Origin of the sequence: uncultured Thiodictyon sp., assembly GCA_903837595.1 — a bacterium.
Lineage (GTDB): Bacteria > Pseudomonadota > Gammaproteobacteria > Chromatiales > Chromatiaceae > Thiodictyon.
The window spans coordinates 13,155-33,477 of record CAILVI010000346.1; the positions used below are offsets into that span (position 1 = coordinate 13,155).

Annotated in this window: 19 protein-coding genes; 12 read left to right on the forward strand and 7 right to left on the reverse strand. The window is 63.0% G+C overall.

From position 1 onward, the window contains the following. From QZY44_RS19575 to QZY44_RS19595, 5 genes are all read left to right on the forward strand, one after another. Entirely contained in the window at positions 1-1,836 is a 1,836-nt protein-coding gene (locus tag QZY44_RS19575) for an ATP-binding protein (protein WP_295450345.1), read from the forward strand. After that, complete coding sequence (locus QZY44_RS19580; protein WP_295450355.1) at positions 1,833-2,222, forward strand: response regulator; 390 nt, start codon at positions 1,833-1,835, stop codon at positions 2,220-2,222. Before QZY44_RS19575 ends, QZY44_RS19580 begins: the two co-directional genes overlap by 4 nt. Further along, complete coding sequence (locus QZY44_RS19585; RefSeq protein WP_295450359.1) at positions 2,222-3,262, forward strand: HD domain-containing phosphohydrolase; 1,041 nt, start codon at positions 2,222-2,224, stop codon at positions 3,260-3,262. The genes QZY44_RS19580 and QZY44_RS19585 overlap by 1 nt, the downstream gene beginning before the upstream one ends. A gap of 147 nt (positions 3,263-3,409) precedes the next feature. After that, on the forward strand, positions 3,410-4,093 hold the full coding sequence (locus tag QZY44_RS19590; RefSeq protein WP_295450362.1) for a sulfotransferase family 2 domain-containing protein: 684 nt from the start codon (positions 3,410-3,412) through the stop codon (positions 4,091-4,093). Between the two features lie 96 nt (positions 4,094-4,189). Next, positions 4,190-5,158 carry an MBL fold metallo-hydrolase gene (locus tag QZY44_RS19595; protein WP_295450365.1) on the forward strand — a complete coding sequence of 323 codons (969 nt, stop codon included), beginning with the start codon at positions 4,190-4,192 and terminating at the stop codon, positions 5,156-5,158. A gap of 47 nt (positions 5,159-5,205) precedes the next feature. Here the strand turns inward: QZY44_RS19595 and QZY44_RS19600 are convergent, their stop codons facing one another. The 5 genes from QZY44_RS19600 to QZY44_RS19620 all read right to left on the reverse strand — a co-directional run bounded on the left by QZY44_RS19600 (position 5,206) and on the right by QZY44_RS19620 (position 8,778). After that, a complete protein-coding gene (locus tag QZY44_RS19600; protein ID WP_295450369.1) occupies positions 5,206-5,829 on the reverse strand; it encodes a flavin prenyltransferase UbiX in 624 nt (207 codons plus the stop codon). A gap of 82 nt (positions 5,830-5,911) precedes the next feature. Continuing rightward, a complete protein-coding gene (locus QZY44_RS19605; RefSeq protein ID WP_295450372.1) occupies positions 5,912-6,325 on the reverse strand; it encodes an AAA family ATPase in 414 nt (137 codons plus the stop codon). A gap of 65 nt (positions 6,326-6,390) precedes the next feature. Further along, positions 6,391-6,765 (reverse strand): AAA family ATPase, encoded by a 375-nt coding sequence (locus QZY44_RS19610; protein WP_295450377.1) that lies wholly within the window; start codon positions 6,763-6,765, stop codon positions 6,391-6,393. Positions 6,766-6,824: 59 nt separating this feature from the next. Further along, positions 6,825-8,210, reverse strand: coding sequence for a UDP-N-acetylmuramate:L-alanyl-gamma-D-glutamyl-meso-diaminopimelate ligase (gene mpl, locus QZY44_RS19615; RefSeq protein WP_295450380.1), 1,386 nt, complete (start codon positions 8,208-8,210; stop codon positions 6,825-6,827). Between the two features lie 64 nt (positions 8,211-8,274). Next, positions 8,275-8,778, reverse strand: a complete 504-nt coding sequence (locus QZY44_RS19620; protein ID WP_295450384.1) for a hypothetical protein — start codon at positions 8,776-8,778, stop codon at positions 8,275-8,277. A gap of 372 nt (positions 8,779-9,150) precedes the next feature. On the opposite strand from QZY44_RS19620, the gene QZY44_RS19625 reads away from it, so the two are divergent. The 3 genes from QZY44_RS19625 to QZY44_RS19635 all read left to right on the forward strand — a co-directional run bounded on the left by QZY44_RS19625 (position 9,151) and on the right by QZY44_RS19635 (position 13,234). Continuing rightward, entirely contained in the window at positions 9,151-10,977 is a 1,827-nt protein-coding gene (locus tag QZY44_RS19625) for an amidohydrolase (RefSeq protein WP_295450387.1), read from the forward strand. Positions 10,978-11,113: 136 nt separating this feature from the next. Continuing rightward, the gene (locus QZY44_RS19630; protein ID WP_295450391.1) at positions 11,114-11,440 is read left to right on the forward strand and encodes an alpha/beta hydrolase; all 327 of its coding nucleotides are present in this window, start codon (positions 11,114-11,116) and stop codon (positions 11,438-11,440) included. Positions 11,441-11,467: 27 nt separating this feature from the next. Beyond that, positions 11,468-13,234 (forward strand): amidohydrolase, encoded by a 1,767-nt coding sequence (locus QZY44_RS19635; protein WP_295450400.1) that lies wholly within the window; start codon positions 11,468-11,470, stop codon positions 13,232-13,234. An 8-nt stretch (positions 13,235-13,242) separates the two neighbouring features. Here the strand turns inward: QZY44_RS19635 and QZY44_RS19640 are convergent, their stop codons facing one another. Both QZY44_RS19640 and orn read right to left on the reverse strand, forming a co-directional pair. After that, a complete protein-coding gene (locus QZY44_RS19640) occupies positions 13,243-14,280 on the reverse strand; it encodes a TIGR00341 family protein (protein WP_295450403.1) in 1,038 nt (345 codons plus the stop codon). 108 nt (positions 14,281-14,388) lie between these two features. Beyond that, on the reverse strand, positions 14,389-14,934 hold the full coding sequence (gene orn, locus QZY44_RS19645; RefSeq protein WP_295450414.1) for an oligoribonuclease: 546 nt from the start codon (positions 14,932-14,934) through the stop codon (positions 14,389-14,391). Positions 14,935-15,150: 216 nt separating this feature from the next. On the opposite strand from orn, the gene rsgA reads away from it, so the two are divergent. The 4 genes from rsgA to QZY44_RS19665 are packed head-to-tail and all read left to right on the forward strand — an operon-like array spanning position 15,151 to position 20,312. Continuing rightward, positions 15,151-16,176, forward strand: a complete 1,026-nt coding sequence (gene rsgA, locus QZY44_RS19650) for a ribosome small subunit-dependent GTPase A (RefSeq protein ID WP_295450421.1) — start codon at positions 15,151-15,153, stop codon at positions 16,174-16,176. Positions 16,177-16,229: 53 nt separating this feature from the next. Then, positions 16,230-18,338: an adenylate/guanylate cyclase domain-containing protein gene (locus QZY44_RS19655; RefSeq protein WP_295450424.1), complete on the forward strand. Its 2,109-nt coding sequence runs from the start codon at positions 16,230-16,232 to the stop codon at positions 18,336-18,338. A 21-nt stretch (positions 18,339-18,359) separates the two neighbouring features. After that, entirely contained in the window at positions 18,360-19,793 is a 1,434-nt protein-coding gene (locus QZY44_RS19660; RefSeq protein ID WP_295450427.1) for a mechanosensitive ion channel family protein, read from the forward strand. Between the two features lie 48 nt (positions 19,794-19,841). Further along, positions 19,842-20,312 (forward strand): EVE domain-containing protein, encoded by a 471-nt coding sequence (locus QZY44_RS19665; protein ID WP_295450429.1) that lies wholly within the window; start codon positions 19,842-19,844, stop codon positions 20,310-20,312. Positions 20,313-20,323: the final 11 nt, after the last annotated feature.

Here is a 20,323-nt window from a genome sequence, read left to right on the forward strand (position 1 = left end):
ATGTCGTTAGCCTCGAAGATCTTCTGGAACACATTACTGGTCCTCGCGATCGTGCTGGGCCTCACCGGCTGGTGGTCGGTTGAAAACGAGCGCGCGGCGCTGGAAGAGACCATCGCCAAGCATGGCAAGGCCATGGCGCAATCGTTGGCCGCGTTCAGCATTGAGGCGCTGGTGGCACAGGACTACCCGAGTCTCGATAAGGCACTGCGCACCATTGGCCACAACGCCGACAACATTGTTTATCTGCAGATCAGTCGCGGCGGGCATGTCGTTGCCACCTTCGGCCAGCGCGGTGTCGGACAGACATTCACCGCGGCGGTCATCCTCAACGAGGAGGGTCCGGAACAACAGCAGATTGGTGAGGTGAGTGCCATACTCTCAAAACGCGATGGCAATCGCCTGATGGCAGCGCGCATCGGTCATCTATTACTCAATTCACTGATCCTGTTTATCGTACTGGCGCTGGCGCTGCACATCCTGATCCACCGTCTGGTGCTTAAGCGCGTGGCGCAACTGACCAAAGCGACCGATGGCGTGATTGCCGAACATACCCCCGAGCGGGCCGGCACACCAGCAGCATCGGCCGGCGACGAACTCGACCTGCTGCATGCGCGTTACGCCAACCTGCTGTGGGGACTTGACTTGCGGGAACGGGAACGCACCTTCACCATGGCCAAGCTACAGGCCACCCAAGCCCTCCTCGACGATGTGGCCAACGCCCTGCCGGCAGCCCTGATCGTACTCACCCGGGCGTTGCAGATCCAATATTGCAATCGCGCCGCTCATGAACTGGCCGGTCGCACGCTGCCATCCGGCCAGGCGCAAGCGCTGCTTGCCACCCTGCTGCCGCCGCTGGCACCACACCTGGCGCGGATTGCCGAAGTCGCTGACAATCGCCAGGCCATCGAATTGCAGCGCCAATTTTGGCCGCTCGCCAATGATCAACGCATCGTCAATATTGCCGTCTATCCCCTATCCACCACGGCGGCGGGCGGCCTCGTCATCCGGATTGATGACGTGACCGAACGCACGCGGCTGGAAGAACTGATGATCCAGTCTGAAAAGCTCTCCTCCATCGGCGGATTGGCGGCCGGCGTGGCGCACGAAATCAACAATCCGCTGGGCGTGATGATCCAGGCGGCACAGAATATTGAACGCCGGATGTCAGATGGGATCGAGGCCAATCAGCGCACCGCCCGCGAATTGGGGACAGATATCACCACCGTGCGCGCCTACCTGGAGAAACGCAGTATCCTGGTCTTTTTGGACGACATCAAGAACGATGGTGCGCGCGCCGCCAAGATCGTACGCAACCTGCTGGAATTCAGTCGCAAGACCGAGCCGGTCCGCGAAGAAACGGGGCTGGCTGAATTGGTAGAACGCGCCGTCGAATTGGCGTGCAAGGATTACGACCTGAAAAAGCGCTATGACTTTCGGCGGATCAAGCTGGAGGTGGACGTGGCCGCCGGCTTGCCGGTGGTACCGATGATTCGCAGCGAGGTTGAACAGGTTATCCTGAACCTGCTGAAAAATGCGGCCCAGGCCCTGTTCGAGAAATTCAACGAGGACAGCCGCGAAGAACCACAGATCAGCATTCGGGCGAGCGCCACCGACCACTATGCCGAACTGCGGGTGCAAGATAACGGACCCGGCTTTGGCGAGGAGGCGAAACGCCGCGCCTTCGAGCCGTTCTTTACCACCAAGGCGCCCGGGGCTGGCACCGGACTGGGGCTCTGGGTCTCGTACATGATCATGACCGACAAGCACCACGGCCAGTTGTTGCTCGAATCCACGCCCGGTCAGGGCGCCACCTTCATCCTGCGCTTTCCGTTATGAATACCCCTCTCCCCTGCCGGATTTTGGTCGTTGAAGACCACCCGAGCTTACGCCGCAATCTGGTCGCACTGCTGGAAGACGAAGACTTTGTGGTCAGTGAGGCCGCCAGTGGCGAGGACGCCCTGAAGCTCATCGCCGAACAGGATTTTCAGGTCGCCGTCGTGGACGTGCGCCTACCGGGCATGAACGGGATTGAATTGATCGAGCGGGCCGGCGGCGCCTACCCGCACCTGCGCTTTCTCATTCACACCGGCTCGGTCGACTATGTCCTGACGCCTGAAATCATCGCCCTGGGGATGGGTGAGGACGACGTTTTCTACAAACCGATCTCCGATCTGGAGACTTTTTTTTCCCGTATCCGCTGCCTCTGCGGGGGTGCTGACTGATGACCACAGAGCCGCTGCGGCTGCTGACGATCGATGATGACGACCGCCTGCGCCGCAGCCTGCGCGCCTACTTTGAAGACTCCGGCATGACGGTCTTTGAGGCCGACAATGGCATCGAGGGTCTGGCGGTCTTTGCGGCGCAGCACCCGGATGTGGTGTTAGTCGACCTCATGATGCCTGGGATGAATGGACTGGCGGTGATCGAGGAACTCGCCAAGCTCAGCCCGCAGACCCCCGCCATTGTGGTGTCCGGGACCTCCGACCTGAATGACGCGGTGGAGGCCCTACACCGCGGGGTCTGGGATTATGTCACCAAGCCGATCATCAGCCTGGCCGCGCTCGAGCATACCGTTAATAAGTGCGTTGATCGCGCCCGCCTGATCAAAGAAAACGAACGGTATCGTCTGAACCTGGAAGAACTGGTGGTGGAGCGCACGCAGGAAGTGGCACGGACCCGTTTGCAGATCATTCAGCGTCTGGGCCGCGCGGGCGAATATCGGGACAATGAAACCGGCATGCACGTCATCCGCATGAGCCAGGTCTCGCGCTTACTGGCGCTCAAGGCCGGCATGAGCGAAGGTGATGCGGAAACCCTGCTGCTGGCGGCCCCGATGCATGACGTCGGCAAGATCGGGATTTCGGACCAAATCCTGCTCAAACCGGGACAGCTGACACCGGCCGAGTGGGAGATCATGAAAAGCCATCCCCAGATCGGCGCCGACATCATCGGTGAAGACCCGTCTGAGATCATGCGCCTGGCAGCGATTATCGCACTGACACACCACGAAAAATGGGATGGCAGCGGCTACCCGAAGGGGCTGCGTGGCCAGAATATCCCGCTGCAAGCACGGGTTGTGGCTATTGCCGACGTCTTCGATGCACTCACGAGCCGTCGCCCCTACAAGGAGGCCTGGCCGTGCGAGCAGGCACTGGATCAGATCCGGGCGGGCACCGGCAGTCATTTCGACCCTAACCTGGTGCCACTGTTTCTGGACATCGTTCCGGAGGTATTGGCCATCCGGCAACAGTATCAGGACTGAGACTCGGATAACGGCCATGGCGCCCGCGCCAACCCGGACGATGAAAGTGGCGGGCGCCTTGGCCGTTCCCCCACCCCGCCCTCCCCCAGAGGGGGAGGGAGGATTGGAGCGCGCTCCCGGCGCGACTTTCACGGTAAAATCCCACCTATGCTGCTCTCCATCAAACACCGCTTCCTCTACGTCCATATCGCCAAGACCGGGGGGACCAGCGTACGCGCCGCCCTGGAGCGGCTGCGCTGGACCGATCCCTGGTCCTGGTCCATGTACCTGTGCAGCCGCCTCAGCCACCTGAGCGGTCACCGCACCGGCACCAAATTCCCCCGCCACTCCAAGATAGTGGCAGCCAAGGAACTGCTGCCAAAAGAGTTTTTTGATCAGCTCTACAAGTTCGGCTTCGTGCGAAACCCATGGGACTTGCAGGTGAGTTCCTTCCACCACATTCGGCGGGAGCGACCCCAGTTTTTGGGCGGCCACACCGACTTCGAGGGCTTTCTGCGATGGAAACTGGACCCGCAGCGCCCTTACCAGTACCACGTGGACACCTCCATCGAGTTGCAGACCGATTATCTGATCGACTTGCACGGCAACCTGGTGGTGGACTTCATCGGACGCTACGAGCGGCTGCATGCCGACTTCGCCACCGCCTGCGCCCGGATCGGCATCCCCACCCCGGCGCTCCCCCACACCCGCCAGGCAACCGACCGCGCCAAGGACTACCGCAGCTACTACACCACCGACACCGCGGAACTCATCGCCCGCCACTTCCAGCGGGATATCGAGATGCTGGGCTACGCCTTCGATCCGCCGGCCGGAAGCGATCCCCAAGCCTGAGGCGACGGATCGGATCACCGCCACCCGAGGCGCAGGAACCCCCATTGGTCTTAGAATGGCGGGGCTCGCCCCACCACCAACCCCTTGGAGCCCGCCATGCCTTCGCCCACCACCCTGGAGGTCGCCGACCAGGTCTTCCGCATCGAGACCGGACTCTATCGCCACGGGCTCGCCGCCTGCTATCTGGTGCGCTCGCACGACCGACTGGCGTTCGTGGACACCGGCACCGCCTACACGGCACCGCACCTGCTTGAATTCATCAAGGCGTTGGGACTCTCGCCAGACCATGTCGACTATGTGATCCCGACTCATGTCCACCTGGACCACGCCGGGGGCTCAGGGGACCTGATGGCCGCCTGTCCCCGGGCGCAGTTGGTCGTCCACCCCAAAGGGGCGCCCCACCTGATCGACCCGGCGCGCCTGATCGCGGGGGCCAGCGCGGTCTACGGTGCGCAGGCCTTCGTGGCGGACTACAAGCACCTGATTCCGGTGCCCGCCGAGCGCGTCATCGCCGCCGCCGACGGCCAGACATTCGATCTGGGCGGGCGCACCCTGACTTTTCTCGACACCCCCGGTCACGCCAACCACCACGGCTGCATCTACGACGCCCAGACCCGCGGCTGCTTCACCGGCGATACCTTCGGCATCTCCTACCGTGAGTTCGACCGGGCCGACGCCCCCTGGCTCTATGCCCCCACCACCCCGGTCGCCTTCGACCCGGACACCTGGCTCACCACCCTGGATAAGCTCATGGCCCTGGAACCCCAGGCCATGTACCTGACCCACTACGGCCGGGTGGACGCGCCGCAGCGCCTGGTGGACGGGCTGCGTGAGAGCATCCGCGCCATGGCCGCGATTGCCCTGGCCGAGCAGGGGCACGACGATGCCGGACGCGCGGCGCGGCTCAAGGACGCCGTCTCCCGCCACCTGGTCGGAGCCGCCCGCGACCACGGCGTTGACATGGACCACGGGCGCATCACCGAGCTGCTCGCACTCGACACCGAACTCAATGCCCAGGGGTTGGCGGTCTGGCTCAAGCGACTGGAGAGATTGCCCGCTGGGTGATTTCTCGTAGGATGCCGAGCGCAGCGAAACTCATCGTCGGCGCCGGCTCAACCTGGCTCCTCGCCCCAGCGCTGCCCGAGTTGGTGATCTATCTGGAGGTGGTCCAGCACGCGGGCGACCATGAAGTCGATGATCTCCTCGATGCCGGTGGGATTGAAATAGAAGCCCGGGTTGGCGGGCATGATGACGGCACCGGCGCGGGCGAGCTTGAGCATATTCTCCAGATGGATGACCGAGAACGGCGTCTCGCGCACGACCAGGATGAGCTTGCGCCCCTCCTTGATGGTGACATCCGCCGCACGGTCGATCAGGTCGGTGGAGAGCCCGACGGCGATCTTCGCCAGGGTCCCGGTGGTGCAGGGGCAGACGACCATGGCGTCCGGCGGGTTGCTGCCGCTGGCCACCGGGGCGGTCCACTCCTGGCGGCCGAAGACGCGCAGCTGACCGGGTTGGGCACTGAAGCGGTCGGTGAAAAAGGCCTCGGCCTCGCGCGGACGGGTGGGTACGCTGAGCCCGGCCTCCATCTGCAAGACCATCTGACCGGCCTGGGAGACCAGCAGATAGACCCGGCTTCCCGCGCGCACCAGGCACTCCAGCAGACGCAGTCCGTATTGGGACCCCGAGGCGCCGGTGATGGCGACGGTGATGGTCTGGGGCCAGTGTTCAGGCAATCGTCTCCCCTCCGCAAAGTTGTAGGATAGTATTGACCAGCGCCTTGAGTTCCGGGCAGGCTTGAATAGCGCTCATCAGGCTTCAACGATGAATGCGATGCGCATCAACGCCCCCCATCTTTCCCATCCGCCAGAGTTGATCCAAAGTGTACTCGTCCAGCCAGGCATCAAGGTCAAGGCTGTCTGCCCAGGTGGCGGACGCGGCTCCATCCTCTGCCATGTCGATGATGAGAAGCTCTTCGGGTTTGAGGAAGCGAACGAGCCGGTCCGAATGGGTGGCAACCACCACCGGGGCGCGCTGCGACGCCTCACGCAGCAGGTCGGCCAGCAGACTGAGCATCTCCGGGTGCAGGCTGACCTCCGGCTCGCCGATCATGCAGATCGCTGGCAGACCAGGGCTTTGCAGCAAGGTGGCCAGCCACAGGAAGCGCAACGTCCCTTCGGAGAGTTGGTGGGTGTAGAGTGGGCGGCTGAAGGCGCGATCACGCCACGTCATCGCCAGGGTTCCGGCAGCGACCGGCGGGAAGTTTAATCCTTCAAAGGTTGGGAATGCGGCACGCATTAGTTATATATGGAGGAAACCAGTCCGTCCGGTTCCTCTTGGTAAAGGCGCTCTTTTTCGATGATGTAGGCGGTTCCAGTCGGCTGAAGCGCCAACGAATAATCCAGCACGGTACTGGCGTCCTGCTCCATTCGAGTTCCGAGCACAAGGTGCTTGGCGCGATCGATCGTCGTCACGGTTGCAAGGCCGCCCATCTCGCCGAGTCGCTCCCTAAGCCTGCCGGAAGCGGAAGACGACAGGAGCGAAATCCCATCCAGGACCGAGGACTTCCCGACGCCGTTGACGCCGAGCAGGACCGTCAATGGACGCAACTCGACGTCTAGGTCGATGAGGCGCCGGAAGCGCTTAATCGTCAAATGAGTGAACCTGGACATGATGTTGTTTGCCGTTGCCGCGCGATGATTGCCTGAGGATGCGGTTCGTCGTCACCGCTTCAAGCGCAGTGAACCGCCGACACCTTGATGGCATCCAATAGCTTCTGATGAATCCCCCCAAACCCGCCATTGCTCATGACCAGCACCTGATCGCCCGGAACGGCCGCGGCCGCCACCCGCGCGACAATGCCATCCACCGAATCGAAGACGGCTGCCCGCTCACCCAGTCCGGCGAAGACCGCTGCCGCGTCCCATCCCAAATCCGGTGGAGCATGGACATAGATCAGATCGGCGTCCGCCAGCGAAGCAGCCAGCTCGGCGTTGTGGATGCCAAGGCGCATGGTGTTGGAACGCGGCTCCAGGACGGCCAGGATGCGGGCGGGACCCACCTGGCGGCGTAACCCCTGAAGCGTCGTGGCGATGGCCGTGGGGTGGTGGGCAAAATCATCATAGACCCGCACGCCTTGTGCCTCGCCGCGCAGTTCCATGCGGCGCTTGACCCCCTTGAAGCGAGACAGCGCCTCGATGCCAACGGCGACCGGGACACCGGCATGGCGGGCGGCGGCGAGCACCGCAAGCGCGTTGTTGACGTTGTGCAGGCCGGTCTGGCCCCAGTGGACATCGCCTTGCGGGATGCCGTCGAGCAGGACCTCGAAGCGGGAGCCATCCGGTTGCGTGAGCCGCGCGTTCCAGCCCGCAGAGGCCGCGGCAGCCGCAACCCCGAAGACCTCCCGCGGCGTCCAGCAACCCATCGCCAGGACCTGATCCAGGGCGGGATCGGCCGCCGGATGGATGATCAGCCCGCTGCCGGGCACGGTGCGCACCAGGTGGTGGAACTGGCGCTGGATCTGGGCCAGGTCGTCAAAGATGTCGGCGTGGTCAAACTCCAGGTTGTTCAGGATCAGGGTACGCGGGCCGTAATGGACGAACTTGGAGCGCTTGTCGAAAAAGGCGGTGTCGTACTCGTCCGCCTCCACGACAAAGAACGGGGCGGAGCCCAGCCGCGCCGAGACCCCAAAGTCCAGCGGCACACCGCCGATCAGGAAACCGGGGTCGAGCCCGGCGTCGGCCAGCACCCAGGCGAGCATGCTGGCGGTGGTGGTCTTGCCGTGGGTACCGGCCACGGCCAGCACCCAACGGCCCGGCAGCAGATTGGCCTTGAGCCACTCGGGTCCGGAGCAATAGGGCAGCCCATGATCGAGCATGTATTCAACCGCGGGGGTGCCGCGGCGCATGGTGTTGCCGACCACCACCACGTCCGGGGCTGGGTCCAGGTGCGCCGCGTCATAGCCCTCCATGAGGGTGATACCCGCGGCCGCGAGCTGGGTGCTCATGGGCGGATAGACCTGGGCATCGGAGCCGGTGACGCGATGGCCCAGGGCGCGCGCGAGTTGCGCGATCCCGCCCATGAAGGTGCCGCAAATTCCGAGGATGTGCAGATGCATGTGGACCTGGTGAGGATGAATCCGGAGTGAGTAGATGAATGGACTTCTGCCGCCCGCCGCGGCCTCAGCCGGCGCCGACCATGGCCGCGATCAACTCCATGACCAACAAGGCCACGACCACGCCCTGGGCCAGGGTGACGCCGAAGGTATGACGCAGGATGTGCCCGATGACCACCAGATTCCAGACATACAATGCGAACAGCATAAAGGCATTCAGGGCGGCGGCATCGGACTCCACGCCGTCGGCGCGGCTCAAGACGATGGGCCCCCAGGCGAGCAGACCGAGCACGGCGCCGCTGCCGAGCAGGGCCGTCGCGCTCTGGGTGAAGCGCCCCAGGTGTCCGGCGATCTTCAGCGCGGCGAAGAGCAACCCCAGCTGAAAGGCCAGCTCGGCGATCCCCTGGGCCAGACTGGACCCGAAGCCCAGTCCGAACGCCAGGCCCACCGGCACCCCGACGACGAGGTTGGCAGCCAGCCCGATCCAGAACAGGATGTCGGCAGCGGGCAGGTCCTGAGGCGCCCGGCGCAGCAGGCAGAGTTCGACAAAGAAGCGGATCAATGCCTGCACTGGGGTATCCTGCGGCGAATCGGGCCCGTCATGATATACCGACCCGCGCCTGACTTGCTGAAAGCGCACTTGGCGGGGTGCACCCGGACGCGCCAGCCCGGATAGCTCACACCAAGGCTAAGCGCGTCCAGAGTGGGCCGTGTCGTTTTTGTGCTAGACGTCTCCCCCGGTCGGCCACCGTCAGTCGGCCACCGTCGGTGCGTACTTTGCCCTTGCACAGCCCCGTCCTTCGATGCTAGGTTTCCCCTGACACCAACCGCCGTGACCGCCGTGCGGTTGGATTTCTTATACCACTTTTTTCGCGGGGGCACTGAGGTGTTGGCCTGGCCAATCTCGGCATGTGCCCGGGACGGCGACATTGGAGCAAACTTGATGCAGCGCACATCCATCGCCGCCACCTTTTTTGTCGGCAGCCTATTCGGGGCGCCGCCCCTCCTCGCCCAGGAAGTCGCCGACACGATCTACTCCGGCGGGGACATTATCACCGTCAACGAGCTTCAGCCGCAGGCGGAAGCAATTGCAGTCAAGGACGGCCTTATTCTCGCAGTCGGGTATCGCGACGAAGTCATGCAGTGTAAGGGTGCGAGCACTCAGGTCGTCGACTTGGGAGGCAACACGCTGGTGCCCGGTTTCATCGACCCGCATGGCCATGTGTTCAATACCGGCATTCAGGCGATCTCTGCCAATCTTTTGCCGCGCCCGGACGGTGGGGTGAATGACATCGCCGAATTGCAGTCAGCGCTCAAGTCGTGGGCCCAGCAGAACCAGAAACTCACCGGCCAATATGGCTGGATTGTTGGTTTTGGCTATGACGATGCACAACTCAAGGAGCAGCGTCACCCAACGCGGGACGATCTGGACCAGGTATCGACCGAGTTGCCAGTGGTGATCGTGCACCAGTCCGGTCATCTGGGGGCGATGAACAGCAAAGCCCTGGAGATCCTTGGTCTCAACGCAGGCACGGAAAATCCTCCCGGCGGAGTCATTCGGCGTCGGGAAGGCAGCCAGGACCCTGACGGCGTACTTGAAGAAAATGCCTTTTTTGCGCAGCTCTTCGGCCTGATGAGCAAACTCAGCCCTGATGCCAACCAGGCACTATTCGCATCCGGCGTCCATCTCTACAAGAGTTTCGGCTATACCACGGCACAGGAAGGCAAAGGCTCGCTCGACTCGGTCGCCACGATGGAAGCGGTGGCCAACAGTGGAAAACTGGACATTGATGTAGTGGCCTATCCAGACATTACCGTGGGCGTCGAGGCAATGAAGGCGCCCTGGCTGTCACGCACCTACTCAGGGCACTTCCGACTCGGTGGTATCAAGCTCACGCTCGACGGTTCGCCGCAGGGCAAGACGGCATGGCTGACCCAGCCTTATTACAAAGTCCCGGCCGGACAGAAGCCGGACTATCAAGGCTACTCGGCATTCAGTGACGACCAGGTTAACGGCTTCGTTGATCAAGCGTTCAAGAACAACTGGCAAGTTCTGGCGCATGTGAATGGCGATGCGGCCATCGATCAATACATCAGCGCCGTGCGTGCCGCCGAACAACGATACGGCATGGCTGATCGTCGCCCGGTCGCCATCCATGCTCAAACGGCACGCCTGGATCAGGTCGAGGCGTTCAAGGCGCTGGGCATTATTCCATCCTTCTTTCCGATGCACACCTACTACTGGGGCGACTGGCATCGCGACTCGGTGCTCGGCCCTGAGCGTGCGGTCAACATCTCACCGACCGGCTGGGCCATCGCGCGGGGCATAATTTTCACCTCGCACCACGACGCACCGGTGGCGATGCCGGATCCGATGCGCGTGCTCTCAGCCACGGTCACCCGCGTGACGCGTAGCGGCCAGGTGCTGGGGCCGGAACATCGCACGTCGCCGCTGGTGGCGTTGAAGGCGCATACCCTCTGGTCGGCGTATCAACATTTCGAGGAAAAGTCGAAGGGTTCCCTTGAGGTTGGCAAGCTCGCGGACTTCGCGGTGCTCGATGGGAATCCGCTCACCATAGACCCGATGAAGATCGCCGACATCAAGGTGATCGAAACCATCAAGGAAGGCAAGACGGTTTACCGCCGCGAGGCCGCGCCGGCAACGGTGGGATCGGTTGCGAGCTGCGCCGAATCGAACGCTTGTTTTCTGGTCGCAAGCCGGGCGCTTGGCCGCGCCGGCGTGATTCATACTCACGATCACGAGGAATGACCGCTGGCAGCGACGCCGGCTCCGCCGTCCAGAAACACCTCTGGGAGGCGGAGACGCAACGTCCGCTTCCTGCGGGCGCGACCGTCAGCTCTCAGACAACGGAAGACTTCTCGCAATGAGATTGCAGGGGCAATTGATGTACGCGCCGGGCAATGAATACCTGGCCAAATTGGACCTTGACCAGGGTGAATTTCCTGCGCTTGCGGCGGCGCTAGCAAGATCCAGTGACGCAACCCCTAAGGATCAGTGGGCAAAGGGTGGCACAGCACCCATGTTGGTTCTTACCTGCTTGCTTGACCGCGTTGCAGTGCCTGAAAGTGCGCTGGTTATTGCAAAGAATCGGCCAAAGACTTGGCTCGTTGGTATGCCGGGATGCGGCCACAATATGTTGAATGAGCGTGGCGACGACCTCAGGCGCTTGATCGTAGAGTTCATCAACAAGACTCAATCCGGCTCCAAATGACTGGGTAAATCTCAATAGGCGCCAATCATGAAACGATCCTTGAAGCTGACAAAGAGCGTGGTTATCGGCGCATTGCTTGCCTTGGCGGTGGCGACCCAAGCCACAGCGCAAGAGCAGCCTGGCGCGATCACCGTCTTCATTGCAAAGAAGATCGTCACGATGGACCCCACACGCCCGACCGCGACTGCCGTGGCGATCCGGGGCCAGGAGATTCTGAGCGTGGGCTCGCTCGCCGATCTGCAGCCCTGGTTGAAGGCAAACCCGCACCGCATCGACACCCAATTCAAGGACAAGGTGCTGCTGCCTGGCCTGATCGACCCGCATTTGCACCCCCTCCTGGGCGCGATCGCCTTCCAGACCGTCTGGATCACCCCGGAGCCCTGGAACGTGATGGGCCAGAGGACACCGGCTACCCTTGGGCAGGAGGCCTACCTGAAGGCGCTCAAGACCGCGTTTGCCGCCCGTCAGAAAGACGCCCCGATCTTCATGACCTGGGGTTTCAGCGCCGACTCGCATGGTGAGCTCTCAGGCGAGGTGCTGGACAGCATCTCCAAGGAGGTGCCCATCCTCGTGCTGCAGCGTTCCATGCACGAGATCTACATCAATACCCCGATGCTGGCTTTTCTGAAGGCCAAGGGACTGGACCCGGACAAGTACAAGGATCACCCGCAGATCGATTGGAAGACAAACCACTTCTGGGAGGACGGCATGTTCAGCGTGGCCCTCCCCTATATGGCCGGCATCCTGCTCGACCCCGCGGCCGCCGATCCGGGCTATCTGAAGACGCGCGACTACCTGACCTACAATGGGGTCACGACGGTCGCCGACATGAACACGGGCGGCACCAACTACGATTTGGAAATGGCGTCGCTCAAGCGCAATTTTGACACGCCCGACTCGCCGGTGCGGGTGCGCCTGACTCCCGACGTGATGAAGCTGGCCACCGCCTTGAAGGGCCCTGAGGCGGCGATGAACTTGGTCGGCCAGCTGAAGGCCCAGAACACCCGCCACCTGGTCTTCAACAATGGCATCAAGCTGTTTGCCGATGGAGCCATGTTCTCGCAGGCCATGCAGATCGGCGATCCGGGCTATATCGACGGCCATCACGGGGAGTGGATCAGCCAACCCGGTCCGTTCGCGGAATTCGCCCGCAGCTACTGGGATGCGGGTTACCAGATCCATGTCCACACCAATGGCGACGGTGGTGCCAAGATGGTGCTGGACACCCTGCAAGCGTTGCTGGACGCGAAGCCACGCGCCGATCACCGCTTCACCATCGAACACTACGGTTACGCTGACGACGGCACCTCGCGCCGGATTGCCAAGCTGGGCGCCCGGGTCTCGGCCAACCCCTTCTATCTCTATGACCTGGGCGACCGCTACGCAGCCAACGGACTGGGCACCGATCGCGCCGCCCGCATTGCGCCACTGGGCGGTCTGGTGAGGCGCAATGTGCCGGTCGGGCTGCACTCCGACTTCCCGATGGCGCCCGCCGAGCCGCTGTTCCTGGCCTGGACCGCCGCCTCGCGGAAAACAATGTCAGGAAAGGTGTTTTCCCCCGACGAGCGGCTGACACTGGATCAGGCCATTCGCGCCATCACCATCGACGCCGCCTACTTGATCGGCATGGAAACCGAACTGGGCAGTATCGAAGCCGGCAAGCTGGCCGACTTTGCCGTACTCGACAAAGACCCCTATGAAGTGGGCGTGAAAGGCCTGCGTGGCATCAAGGTTTGGGGCACGGTATTCGAGGGTCAGGCGCATCCAGCCAAGCGCATCGCAGCGCACCAATGATGTTCTAGTTACTCGCCGCCGTGAAACGCGGCATCCTCCAGCAACACCCCATCCCGGTTGATGATCGTGGTCGGGACAAAGCGTACCCGAAGTTCCACGGGTCTGCGACCGGGATGGGCGGGCAAGGTCGCCTCCATGGCCGCCACCTGTGCCGCAGACGGCGGGCTCGGGCCACGGACCACCGCGCGTATGATGCTGCGCCCACGCTCCGCCTCATCGAATCGCACCTCCACTAAATGGCTGCCCGGGGAATTATCGAATTCCCGTTGCAGGGTCGATTGAACGCCCGACTCATAGATACGCCGGGTCAGAGCCTCATGCAGACTATCGGTCAATACCACGGCCAGCACGCCCAGGATCAGGATGCTCACGGCATTACTCTTGAAAAATACCAGGAAGGAAATGCCCTTGGTCCTGCTGACTCGTCGAAAACCCGCAGACCAGAATACGACCGAGGAGGCGAACTGGATGGCGACGATATTGGTGAATGTCAGCAGAAAGGCGCCGGAGGCCGCATCGACCTCTCCCCGGGCCAACAGGATCGACGCCGCGGCCAGGGGTGGCACCAAGGCCGTGGCGATGGCGACGCCGACGAGCGCAACACTCAACCGGGGTGAGACGGTCGCGTAGGCGCCGGCCGCGCCTCCTGCCAACGCCACCACCAAGTCCGCCAGGTTAGGCGCGGTGCGGGCCATGATCTCCTGGGAGACCGGAACATCCGAATGGATAGTACCGATGATCAGGCCCGTCGCCATCACCACCAAGGCGCCGGCAACGAGCGTCCCCAGACCGCGCAGCAGCAATTTCATGTCGCTGTCGACCAGCGCCAACGAGATGCCGGTGATGGGTCCGAGCAGCATGGCGATGATCATGGCGCCGATGATCACCGCCGGACTGTTGGCAAAAAGTCCATAGCTGGCAATGGTTGCGGCCAGGATATTCATGAGCAGGTAGGCGATGCTCAATTCGGCGCCGCGGCGGATACCCGCGCGGACCCGTTCCCGGTGTTGGTGCTGGTCTTGTGAATCGTCAGTGATAGCTGTCATAGCTGTCATTGTTGCTGTCGATAAGCGTGCGATCACCGACCGGCTTTGGATCAGAACCAGCCTCGATCGGGAAGAGAAAAACGACGAATCCCATGTTATGGGCACGGCTTAGACCCGCAGCAGGTGTTCCCGGTAATGGCGCAGTTCACCGATAGACTCGCGGATGTCGTCGAGCGCCTGGTGCTTGCCGGCTTTCTTGAAGCTCGCAGCGACCTTTGGCGCCCAGCGCAGCGCCAGGATCTTGAGCGTGCTCACATCCAGGTTGCGATAGTGGCAGTAGGCATCCAGCCCGGGCATAAAGCGGGCGAGAAAGCGCCGGTCCTGGCAGATGCTGTTGCCGCACAGGGGCGAGGCCCCGGCCGGGACCCACTGCGCCAGGAAGGCCAGGGTCGCGGCCTCGGCAGCCGCCGCGTCCGTGTCCGAGGCGCACACCCGCTCGATGAGCCCCGAGGCCCCGTGATGGGTACGGTTCCACTCGTCCATCCCCGCCAGGACCGCCGCGTCCTGGTGGACAGCGATCACCGGGCCCTCCGCCAGGATGTTCAGCTCCTGGTCGGTCACCACGGTGGCGATCTCCAGGATGTGGTCGGTGAAGGGGTCGAGGCCGGTCATCTCCAGGTCCAGCCAGATCAGGTTTTGTTCGCTCGTGGGCATTGCCGGTTTCCGCAGGGTGGGCGTCAAGTCATGAGAATGGCCGCAGTCTACCAGTCTGTGGCCGTGCACCGCGCCCGGTCAGTCACTACAATGCCATCACACAACCGACAGGAAACGCACTATGATCGCACGCATCCGCCACCTTGCACTGAGGAAATCGCAGCGGTGACGACCTACCTCAACGACCACTTCTACCGCTTCCGGCCCTGACCGCAGATGACCAGGCGCCGCCTGTCCGAACGTCAGATCGAGCGCATCCAGACCATCCAGGAGCGCCGCCGCCAACGGCTGGCCGAGCGGGCGGAGAACGCGCTCGCGGCGCTCGATGAGGAAGAGCCTGACGCCTTGGGGCCCCAGGCCGGCCAGGTCGTGGTGCGCCACGGGGCCAACCTGGCGGTGGAGGACCCGCAGGGCCAAGTCCATCATTGCCTGGCGCGCCGCCACATCGGACACCCGGTGTGCGGAGACCAGGTGGTCTGGCAGGCCACGGCCGACGGCCAAGGGGTGGTCACCGCCATCCAGCCCCGCACCATGGTCTTGAGTCGCCCCGACTACAGCGGGCGGGACAAGCCGCTCGCCGCCAACCTCACCCGTCTGGTGGTCCTGATCGCCCCCGAGCCGGACCCCAGCGGCTATCTGGTCGACCAATATCTGGCGGCGGCGGAGTTGATCGGCGTCCAGGCGCTGATCGTCGCCAACAAGATGGACCTACTCGACGCAGCGGCGGAGGCGGCCTTCCGGGCGCGCTTCGCCCACTACCCGGCGATCGGTTACCCCACCCTCTGGACCAGCCTGCACCGCCCGGAGACCCTGGTCCCACTGATCGCCGCCCTGGCCAATCAAACCAGCATCCTGGTCGGCCAGTCCGGGGTCGGAAAATCTTCCCTGGTCAACACCCTGCTCCCTGACCAGGAGGTCCAGATCGGGCGCCTGTCGCGCGCCACCGGGCTCGGCCGCCACACCACCTCCACCGCCACCTGCTACCGCCTCATCGGCGGCGGCTCGCTGATCGATTCCCCTGGGGTACGCAGCTTCCGTCTGGGCGCCATCGACCGGGAGACCCTGCAACGCGGTTTCCGGGAGTTCGGACCCCATCTGGGAGACTGCCGCTTCACCGACTGCCGGCACGACCGGGAACCCGACTGCGCCATCCGCTTGGGCGTCGAGGCAGGGCAGATCGCGCCGCAGCGGCTGGCCAATTTTCAGCACTTGGCGGCCGGCCTGGGACCGAACTGGGGCTGAGCGCCCAGCCGAGGAGCGATGTGTCTTTTTTGTCCACAGCGATTGAAAGAGCGATGTTTGGCTTCAACCGATTAAGCATTCAGTCCAAGATGATCCTGCTGCTCTTGGCAGTCAGTCTCACTTCGATCGGGGTCATGGCGTGGATCGGCTACAGCTCGGCCAGGCCGGCGCTGATCCAATCCGTGCAAAACGAGCTCACGGGCGTGCGGGTCGCGAAGACCACGACGCTGAAAATGATGATCGCATCGCTGCGCCAAGAGGTGATCCTGCTCGCCGGCCGACAGTCCACGATCGACGGCATGCGCGAGCTGCGCGATGCCTACCGGCAACTCGACAACACCACCTTGAGCGCGACCGAGTCGCAGCAGCTCGATGACTTTTATCTCCATGACTTCTTGCCCAAGCTGGACGAGCGCGTGGAGGGCACGCCGATCCTCGAGCAATATCTGCCCACCCGAGCGGCCGCGCGCTATCTCCAGTCCCATTACATCGTTGCCAATCCGCATCCCTACGGCAAGCGACAGAACCTGATCGAAACCCCGAGCGACACCACCCCCTATGGGATTGCCCACGCCCAGCATCACAAGATCTTTGCCCGGGCCGCCGAGATCTTCGGCTTCGAGGATTTGCAGCTGGTGGACGCCAAGACGCTCGACATCGTCTACAGCTATCAAAAGACCACCGAGCTCGGCTCCAACCTGGAGACCGGTCCCTATGCCAATACCAAGCTGGGGAACAAGGTTCGCTCGATCATGGACACGAAGAATCGCGACGACTTCAGAATCGCCGGCTACGAACCTTGGCGGCCCAATCTTGGTGCCCCTGAGGCCTTTGTGATGAGCCCCATCTTCAGTGGTGCTGAGCTGCTCGGGATACTGGTCCTACAATTTCCCATCAACGACTTCAACAAGGTCCTGACCGGGGGCTACGCCTGGCGGGAGGAAGGGCTGGGAAAGACCGGAGAGGTCTACCTGGTCGGGAGCGACAAGACCATCAGAAGCGAGTCACGCTTCATGCATGAAGACCCCCAGGGGTTCTTGCAGACCCTGCGCCAGACCGGTGTCCCCGGTCGCATCGTTGACAAACTCCAGCAGCAGGGTAATCCGATCTGCGTCCTGCCCGTGGAGACGGCGAGCGTCGATGAGGCGCTGCGCGGGCATTCGGGAATTCACACCGTCACCGGTTACCGTGGGACGCGCGTACTGAGCGCCTACGGCCCATTGGATCTGGATACGCTGCGCTGGGCCGTCATCGCGGAAATCGACGAGCAGGAGGCCCAGGGTCCGATTCGTGCCTTCGGCCGGACCGTACTGGTCGTGGCCACCGGCATGGCATTGGCCGTGACCTTACTTGCGCTGTTTTCTTCCTATGTACTGACCCGGCCGTTGCGCCTGCTGACCGAGGGCGCGCAGCGCTTGAGCGCGGGCGAAGCCGGGGTGCGGGTGAACCTGCACTCAAACGACGAGTTTGGCGAACTCGGCCGGGTCTTCAACGACATGTCGGAGAACATCAAGAAGCAGACGGACCGGCTGGAGCAACAGGTGCGCGAAAATCAGGAGTTGCTCCTGAACATTCTGCCGGCTTCGGCCGTGGCACAATGGCGGCAAGGCGATGAGAAGGCCAGCCACCAATTCGCCGATGTCTCCGTGCTCTTTGCCAAGATCATCGGACTGGAGGCATTTGGCGAGCAAGACGGCGACACCAAGGCCTTGGCGACCCTCTGTGACCTGATCGAGGCCTTCGACGAGGCGGCGGAGAAGTCGGGAATCGAGAAGGTCAAGACCATTGGCGGGTCTTATCTGGCAGTCTGCGGACTGTCCTTTGCAAGACCCGACCACGCCCGGCATATCATCATGTTTGCGCAGGAGATGGTCAGGATCGTCGGCGTGTTCAACCGCGACCGCCGGACTGATTTCAGCATCGCCATCGGCATCAATGCCGGTCCGGTCGTAGGCGGTGTGGTCGGCCGGCGCAAGTTTCTCTATGACCTCTGGGGCGACACGGTCACCATCGCCAAGAGACTGGCCGAGGACGACCGTGCCGCCATCCGCATCACCGGGACGATGCGCGAACGGGTGGGCGAGCAGTTCAAGTTCAGCGGTCCCGCGGCGTTGGTACAACCAGGCAAGCCACCGCTGGATTTATGGGAAGTAACGGATTAAGGATTCACTGGAGATCCGGCGATGAATGAATTTTTCCAGGAGCCGATTGCCAATCTCTGGCCCGCGGTCGGGCTGGCGTTGGGCTTCCCGCTGGTCCTGCTGCTGCTCAATGAGGGCATTGATGCATGCCGCAAGGCCGCCCACCCGCTGGCCCGGACCTTGGGCACCGTGCGCAATTTCGTGGCACCGAGCCTGGCATTGCTGCTTTTCGTTGACAAGGTCCTTGAACTGCCGCCGGACAACACGGTGGTCCGGATCGTCGAATCGGCCTTCTGGATATTTCTGCTCTATGCACTGCTCGGCATCGTCAACGTGGTCGTCCTGGGCGCCGTCAGTGCCGACTCCTGGCGTCAGCGGGTACCGAAACTCTTCCTGGACCTGCTGCGCACAGTATTGGTCGCGCTGGGCGCAATGGTCATCTACTCGCGGGTCTGGGGACATGAGATCACCGGCGCACTGACCGCGCTCGGGTTGGGCTCCATCGTCATCGGTCTGGCATTACAGGAGCCGCTGGGCAATATCGTGTCAGGCCTGATGTTGCTGTTGGAACGGCCGATCACCTTGGGCGACTGGGTCGTCGCCGGGGGCGTGACGGGCAAGATCATCGAGATCAACTGGCGCTCCGTTCACCTCCAGACGCCGACGCGTGAAGTCCAGATCATCCCCAACGTATCACTTTACAAAGGCGCCTTCACCAATCTGTCACGGCCGACCCCGTTGCGCACGGAGCAAATCGACATCGGCTTCAGCTACGACGATCCCCCCAATCGGGTCAAAGAAGTCATGCTGGCGCTGCTCACCGCCGCACCCGGGGTGCTGGCCGACCCGCCGCCTACGGTCCGAACGATCAAGTATGCCGATTTCTCGATCGGCTACCGGCTCAACTTCTCCGTCGCCTGTCAGGAGGAATCGGCCGTGGTCCGGGACACCGTGCTGACGCGCCTCTGGTATCTGGTGCGGCGCGAGGGGCTCACGATCCCCTACCCGACCTCCACGAGCTTTCAGCCCGGTGAACGACCTGGCGCAAGCCCGCCGACCGCCGCCGAGTACCTAAGGGAGCACGCCCGTTTCAGACCAGCGATCAGGGACGGTGGCGAGCCCCCGCCGGCCGTCGTCGACTACGCGCAAGGCGAGGTCGTACAATCCCCCAACTGCCAGTTTCAAGGATTTGCGCTGATCCTGAAGGGCCGCGCGGTCTTGCTGGCGACCGATGCGAATGGCCAGCCGGTTGCAATCGGGGATATCGGCCCCGGCGAGTGCTTTGGCGATCAAGTGACCGCCGGTGGCTCCAGCGACCATCTCGGGATCACTGCCACCGACGACCTCCGGATCATGGTGTTCGACCACCACACGATTGGTCAACTCCTGACCCAATCGCCGGCACTGGCGGCCGAAATCGGCGATGCGATCGAGGCGCGCCGGCAAGCCGCCCATGCGGCGCGCTACCGCAGATGAATTGCGCGATGAACAGCGGCACGCCTATCAAGACCGACCGGAGCACCCATGGCCTACTGGCTCTTTAAATCCGAACCGGACGTCTTCAGCATCGACGACCTGAAGGCCCGCGGCAGCACTGGGGAGCCCTGGGACGGGGTGCGCAACTACCAGGCGCGCAATATGCTGCGCGATCAGATGCGGATCGGTGACGCGGTCCTCTTCTATCACTCCAACTGCGCCGTACCGGGGGTGGTGGGGCTGGCGCAGATCGCCAGCGGCCCCTACCCGGACGCCACCGCGTTCGACCCGCAGGCACACTATTTCGATTCCAAGAGCGACCCCGCGAACCCCCGCTGGTATTTGGTGAAGGTGCGCTATATCCGCCACCTCGCCAACCCCATCCCACTGAGTGAGATCAAGACGCACGCCGCAGGCCCCTTGGCCGATCTGCCGCTGGTGCGCCGCGGCAACCGACTCTCGGTCATGCCGGTGACACCGACCCAATGGGACTATATTCTGCGATTGGAGCACCCCTAATAGTCCCCTCG

Excerpts from the sequence above, each read along its gene's own strand:
- QZY44_RS19575 (WP_295450345.1), top strand. The coding sequence starts at position 1 with ATGTCGTTAGCCTCGAAGATCTTCTGGAACACATTACTGGTCCTCGCG.
- QZY44_RS19580 (WP_295450355.1), top strand. The coding sequence starts at position 1,833 with ATGAATACCCCTCTCCCCTGCCGGATTTTGGTCGTTGAAGACCACCCG.
- QZY44_RS19585 (WP_295450359.1), top strand. The coding sequence starts at position 2,222 with ATGACCACAGAGCCGCTGCGGCTGCTGACGATCGATGATGACGACCGC.
- QZY44_RS19590 (WP_295450362.1), top strand. The coding sequence starts at position 3,410 with ATGCTGCTCTCCATCAAACACCGCTTCCTCTACGTCCATATCGCCAAG.
- QZY44_RS19595 (WP_295450365.1), top strand. The coding sequence starts at position 4,190 with ATGCCTTCGCCCACCACCCTGGAGGTCGCCGACCAGGTCTTCCGCATC.
- QZY44_RS19605 (WP_295450372.1), bottom strand. The coding sequence starts at position 6,325 with ATGACGTGGCGTGATCGCGCCTTCAGCCGCCCACTCTACACCCACCAA.
- QZY44_RS19610 (WP_295450377.1), bottom strand. The coding sequence starts at position 6,765 with ATGTCCAGGTTCACTCATTTGACGATTAAGCGCTTCCGGCGCCTCATC.
- mpl (WP_295450380.1), bottom strand. The coding sequence starts at position 8,210 with ATGCATCTGCACATCCTCGGAATTTGCGGCACCTTCATGGGCGGGATC.
- QZY44_RS19625 (WP_295450387.1), top strand. The coding sequence starts at position 9,151 with ATGCAGCGCACATCCATCGCCGCCACCTTTTTTGTCGGCAGCCTATTC.
- QZY44_RS19630 (WP_295450391.1), top strand. The coding sequence starts at position 11,114 with ATGTACGCGCCGGGCAATGAATACCTGGCCAAATTGGACCTTGACCAG.
- QZY44_RS19635 (WP_295450400.1), top strand. The coding sequence starts at position 11,468 with ATGAAACGATCCTTGAAGCTGACAAAGAGCGTGGTTATCGGCGCATTG.
- QZY44_RS19640 (WP_295450403.1), bottom strand. The coding sequence starts at position 14,280 with ATGACAGCTATCACTGACGATTCACAAGACCAGCACCAACACCGGGAA.
- orn (WP_295450414.1), bottom strand. The coding sequence starts at position 14,934 with ATGCCCACGAGCGAACAAAACCTGATCTGGCTGGACCTGGAGATGACC.
- rsgA (WP_295450421.1), top strand. The coding sequence starts at position 15,151 with ATGACCAGGCGCCGCCTGTCCGAACGTCAGATCGAGCGCATCCAGACC.
- QZY44_RS19655 (WP_295450424.1), top strand. The coding sequence starts at position 16,230 with ATGTTTGGCTTCAACCGATTAAGCATTCAGTCCAAGATGATCCTGCTG.
- QZY44_RS19660 (WP_295450427.1), top strand. The coding sequence starts at position 18,360 with ATGAATGAATTTTTCCAGGAGCCGATTGCCAATCTCTGGCCCGCGGTC.
- QZY44_RS19665 (WP_295450429.1), top strand. The coding sequence starts at position 19,842 with ATGGCCTACTGGCTCTTTAAATCCGAACCGGACGTCTTCAGCATCGAC.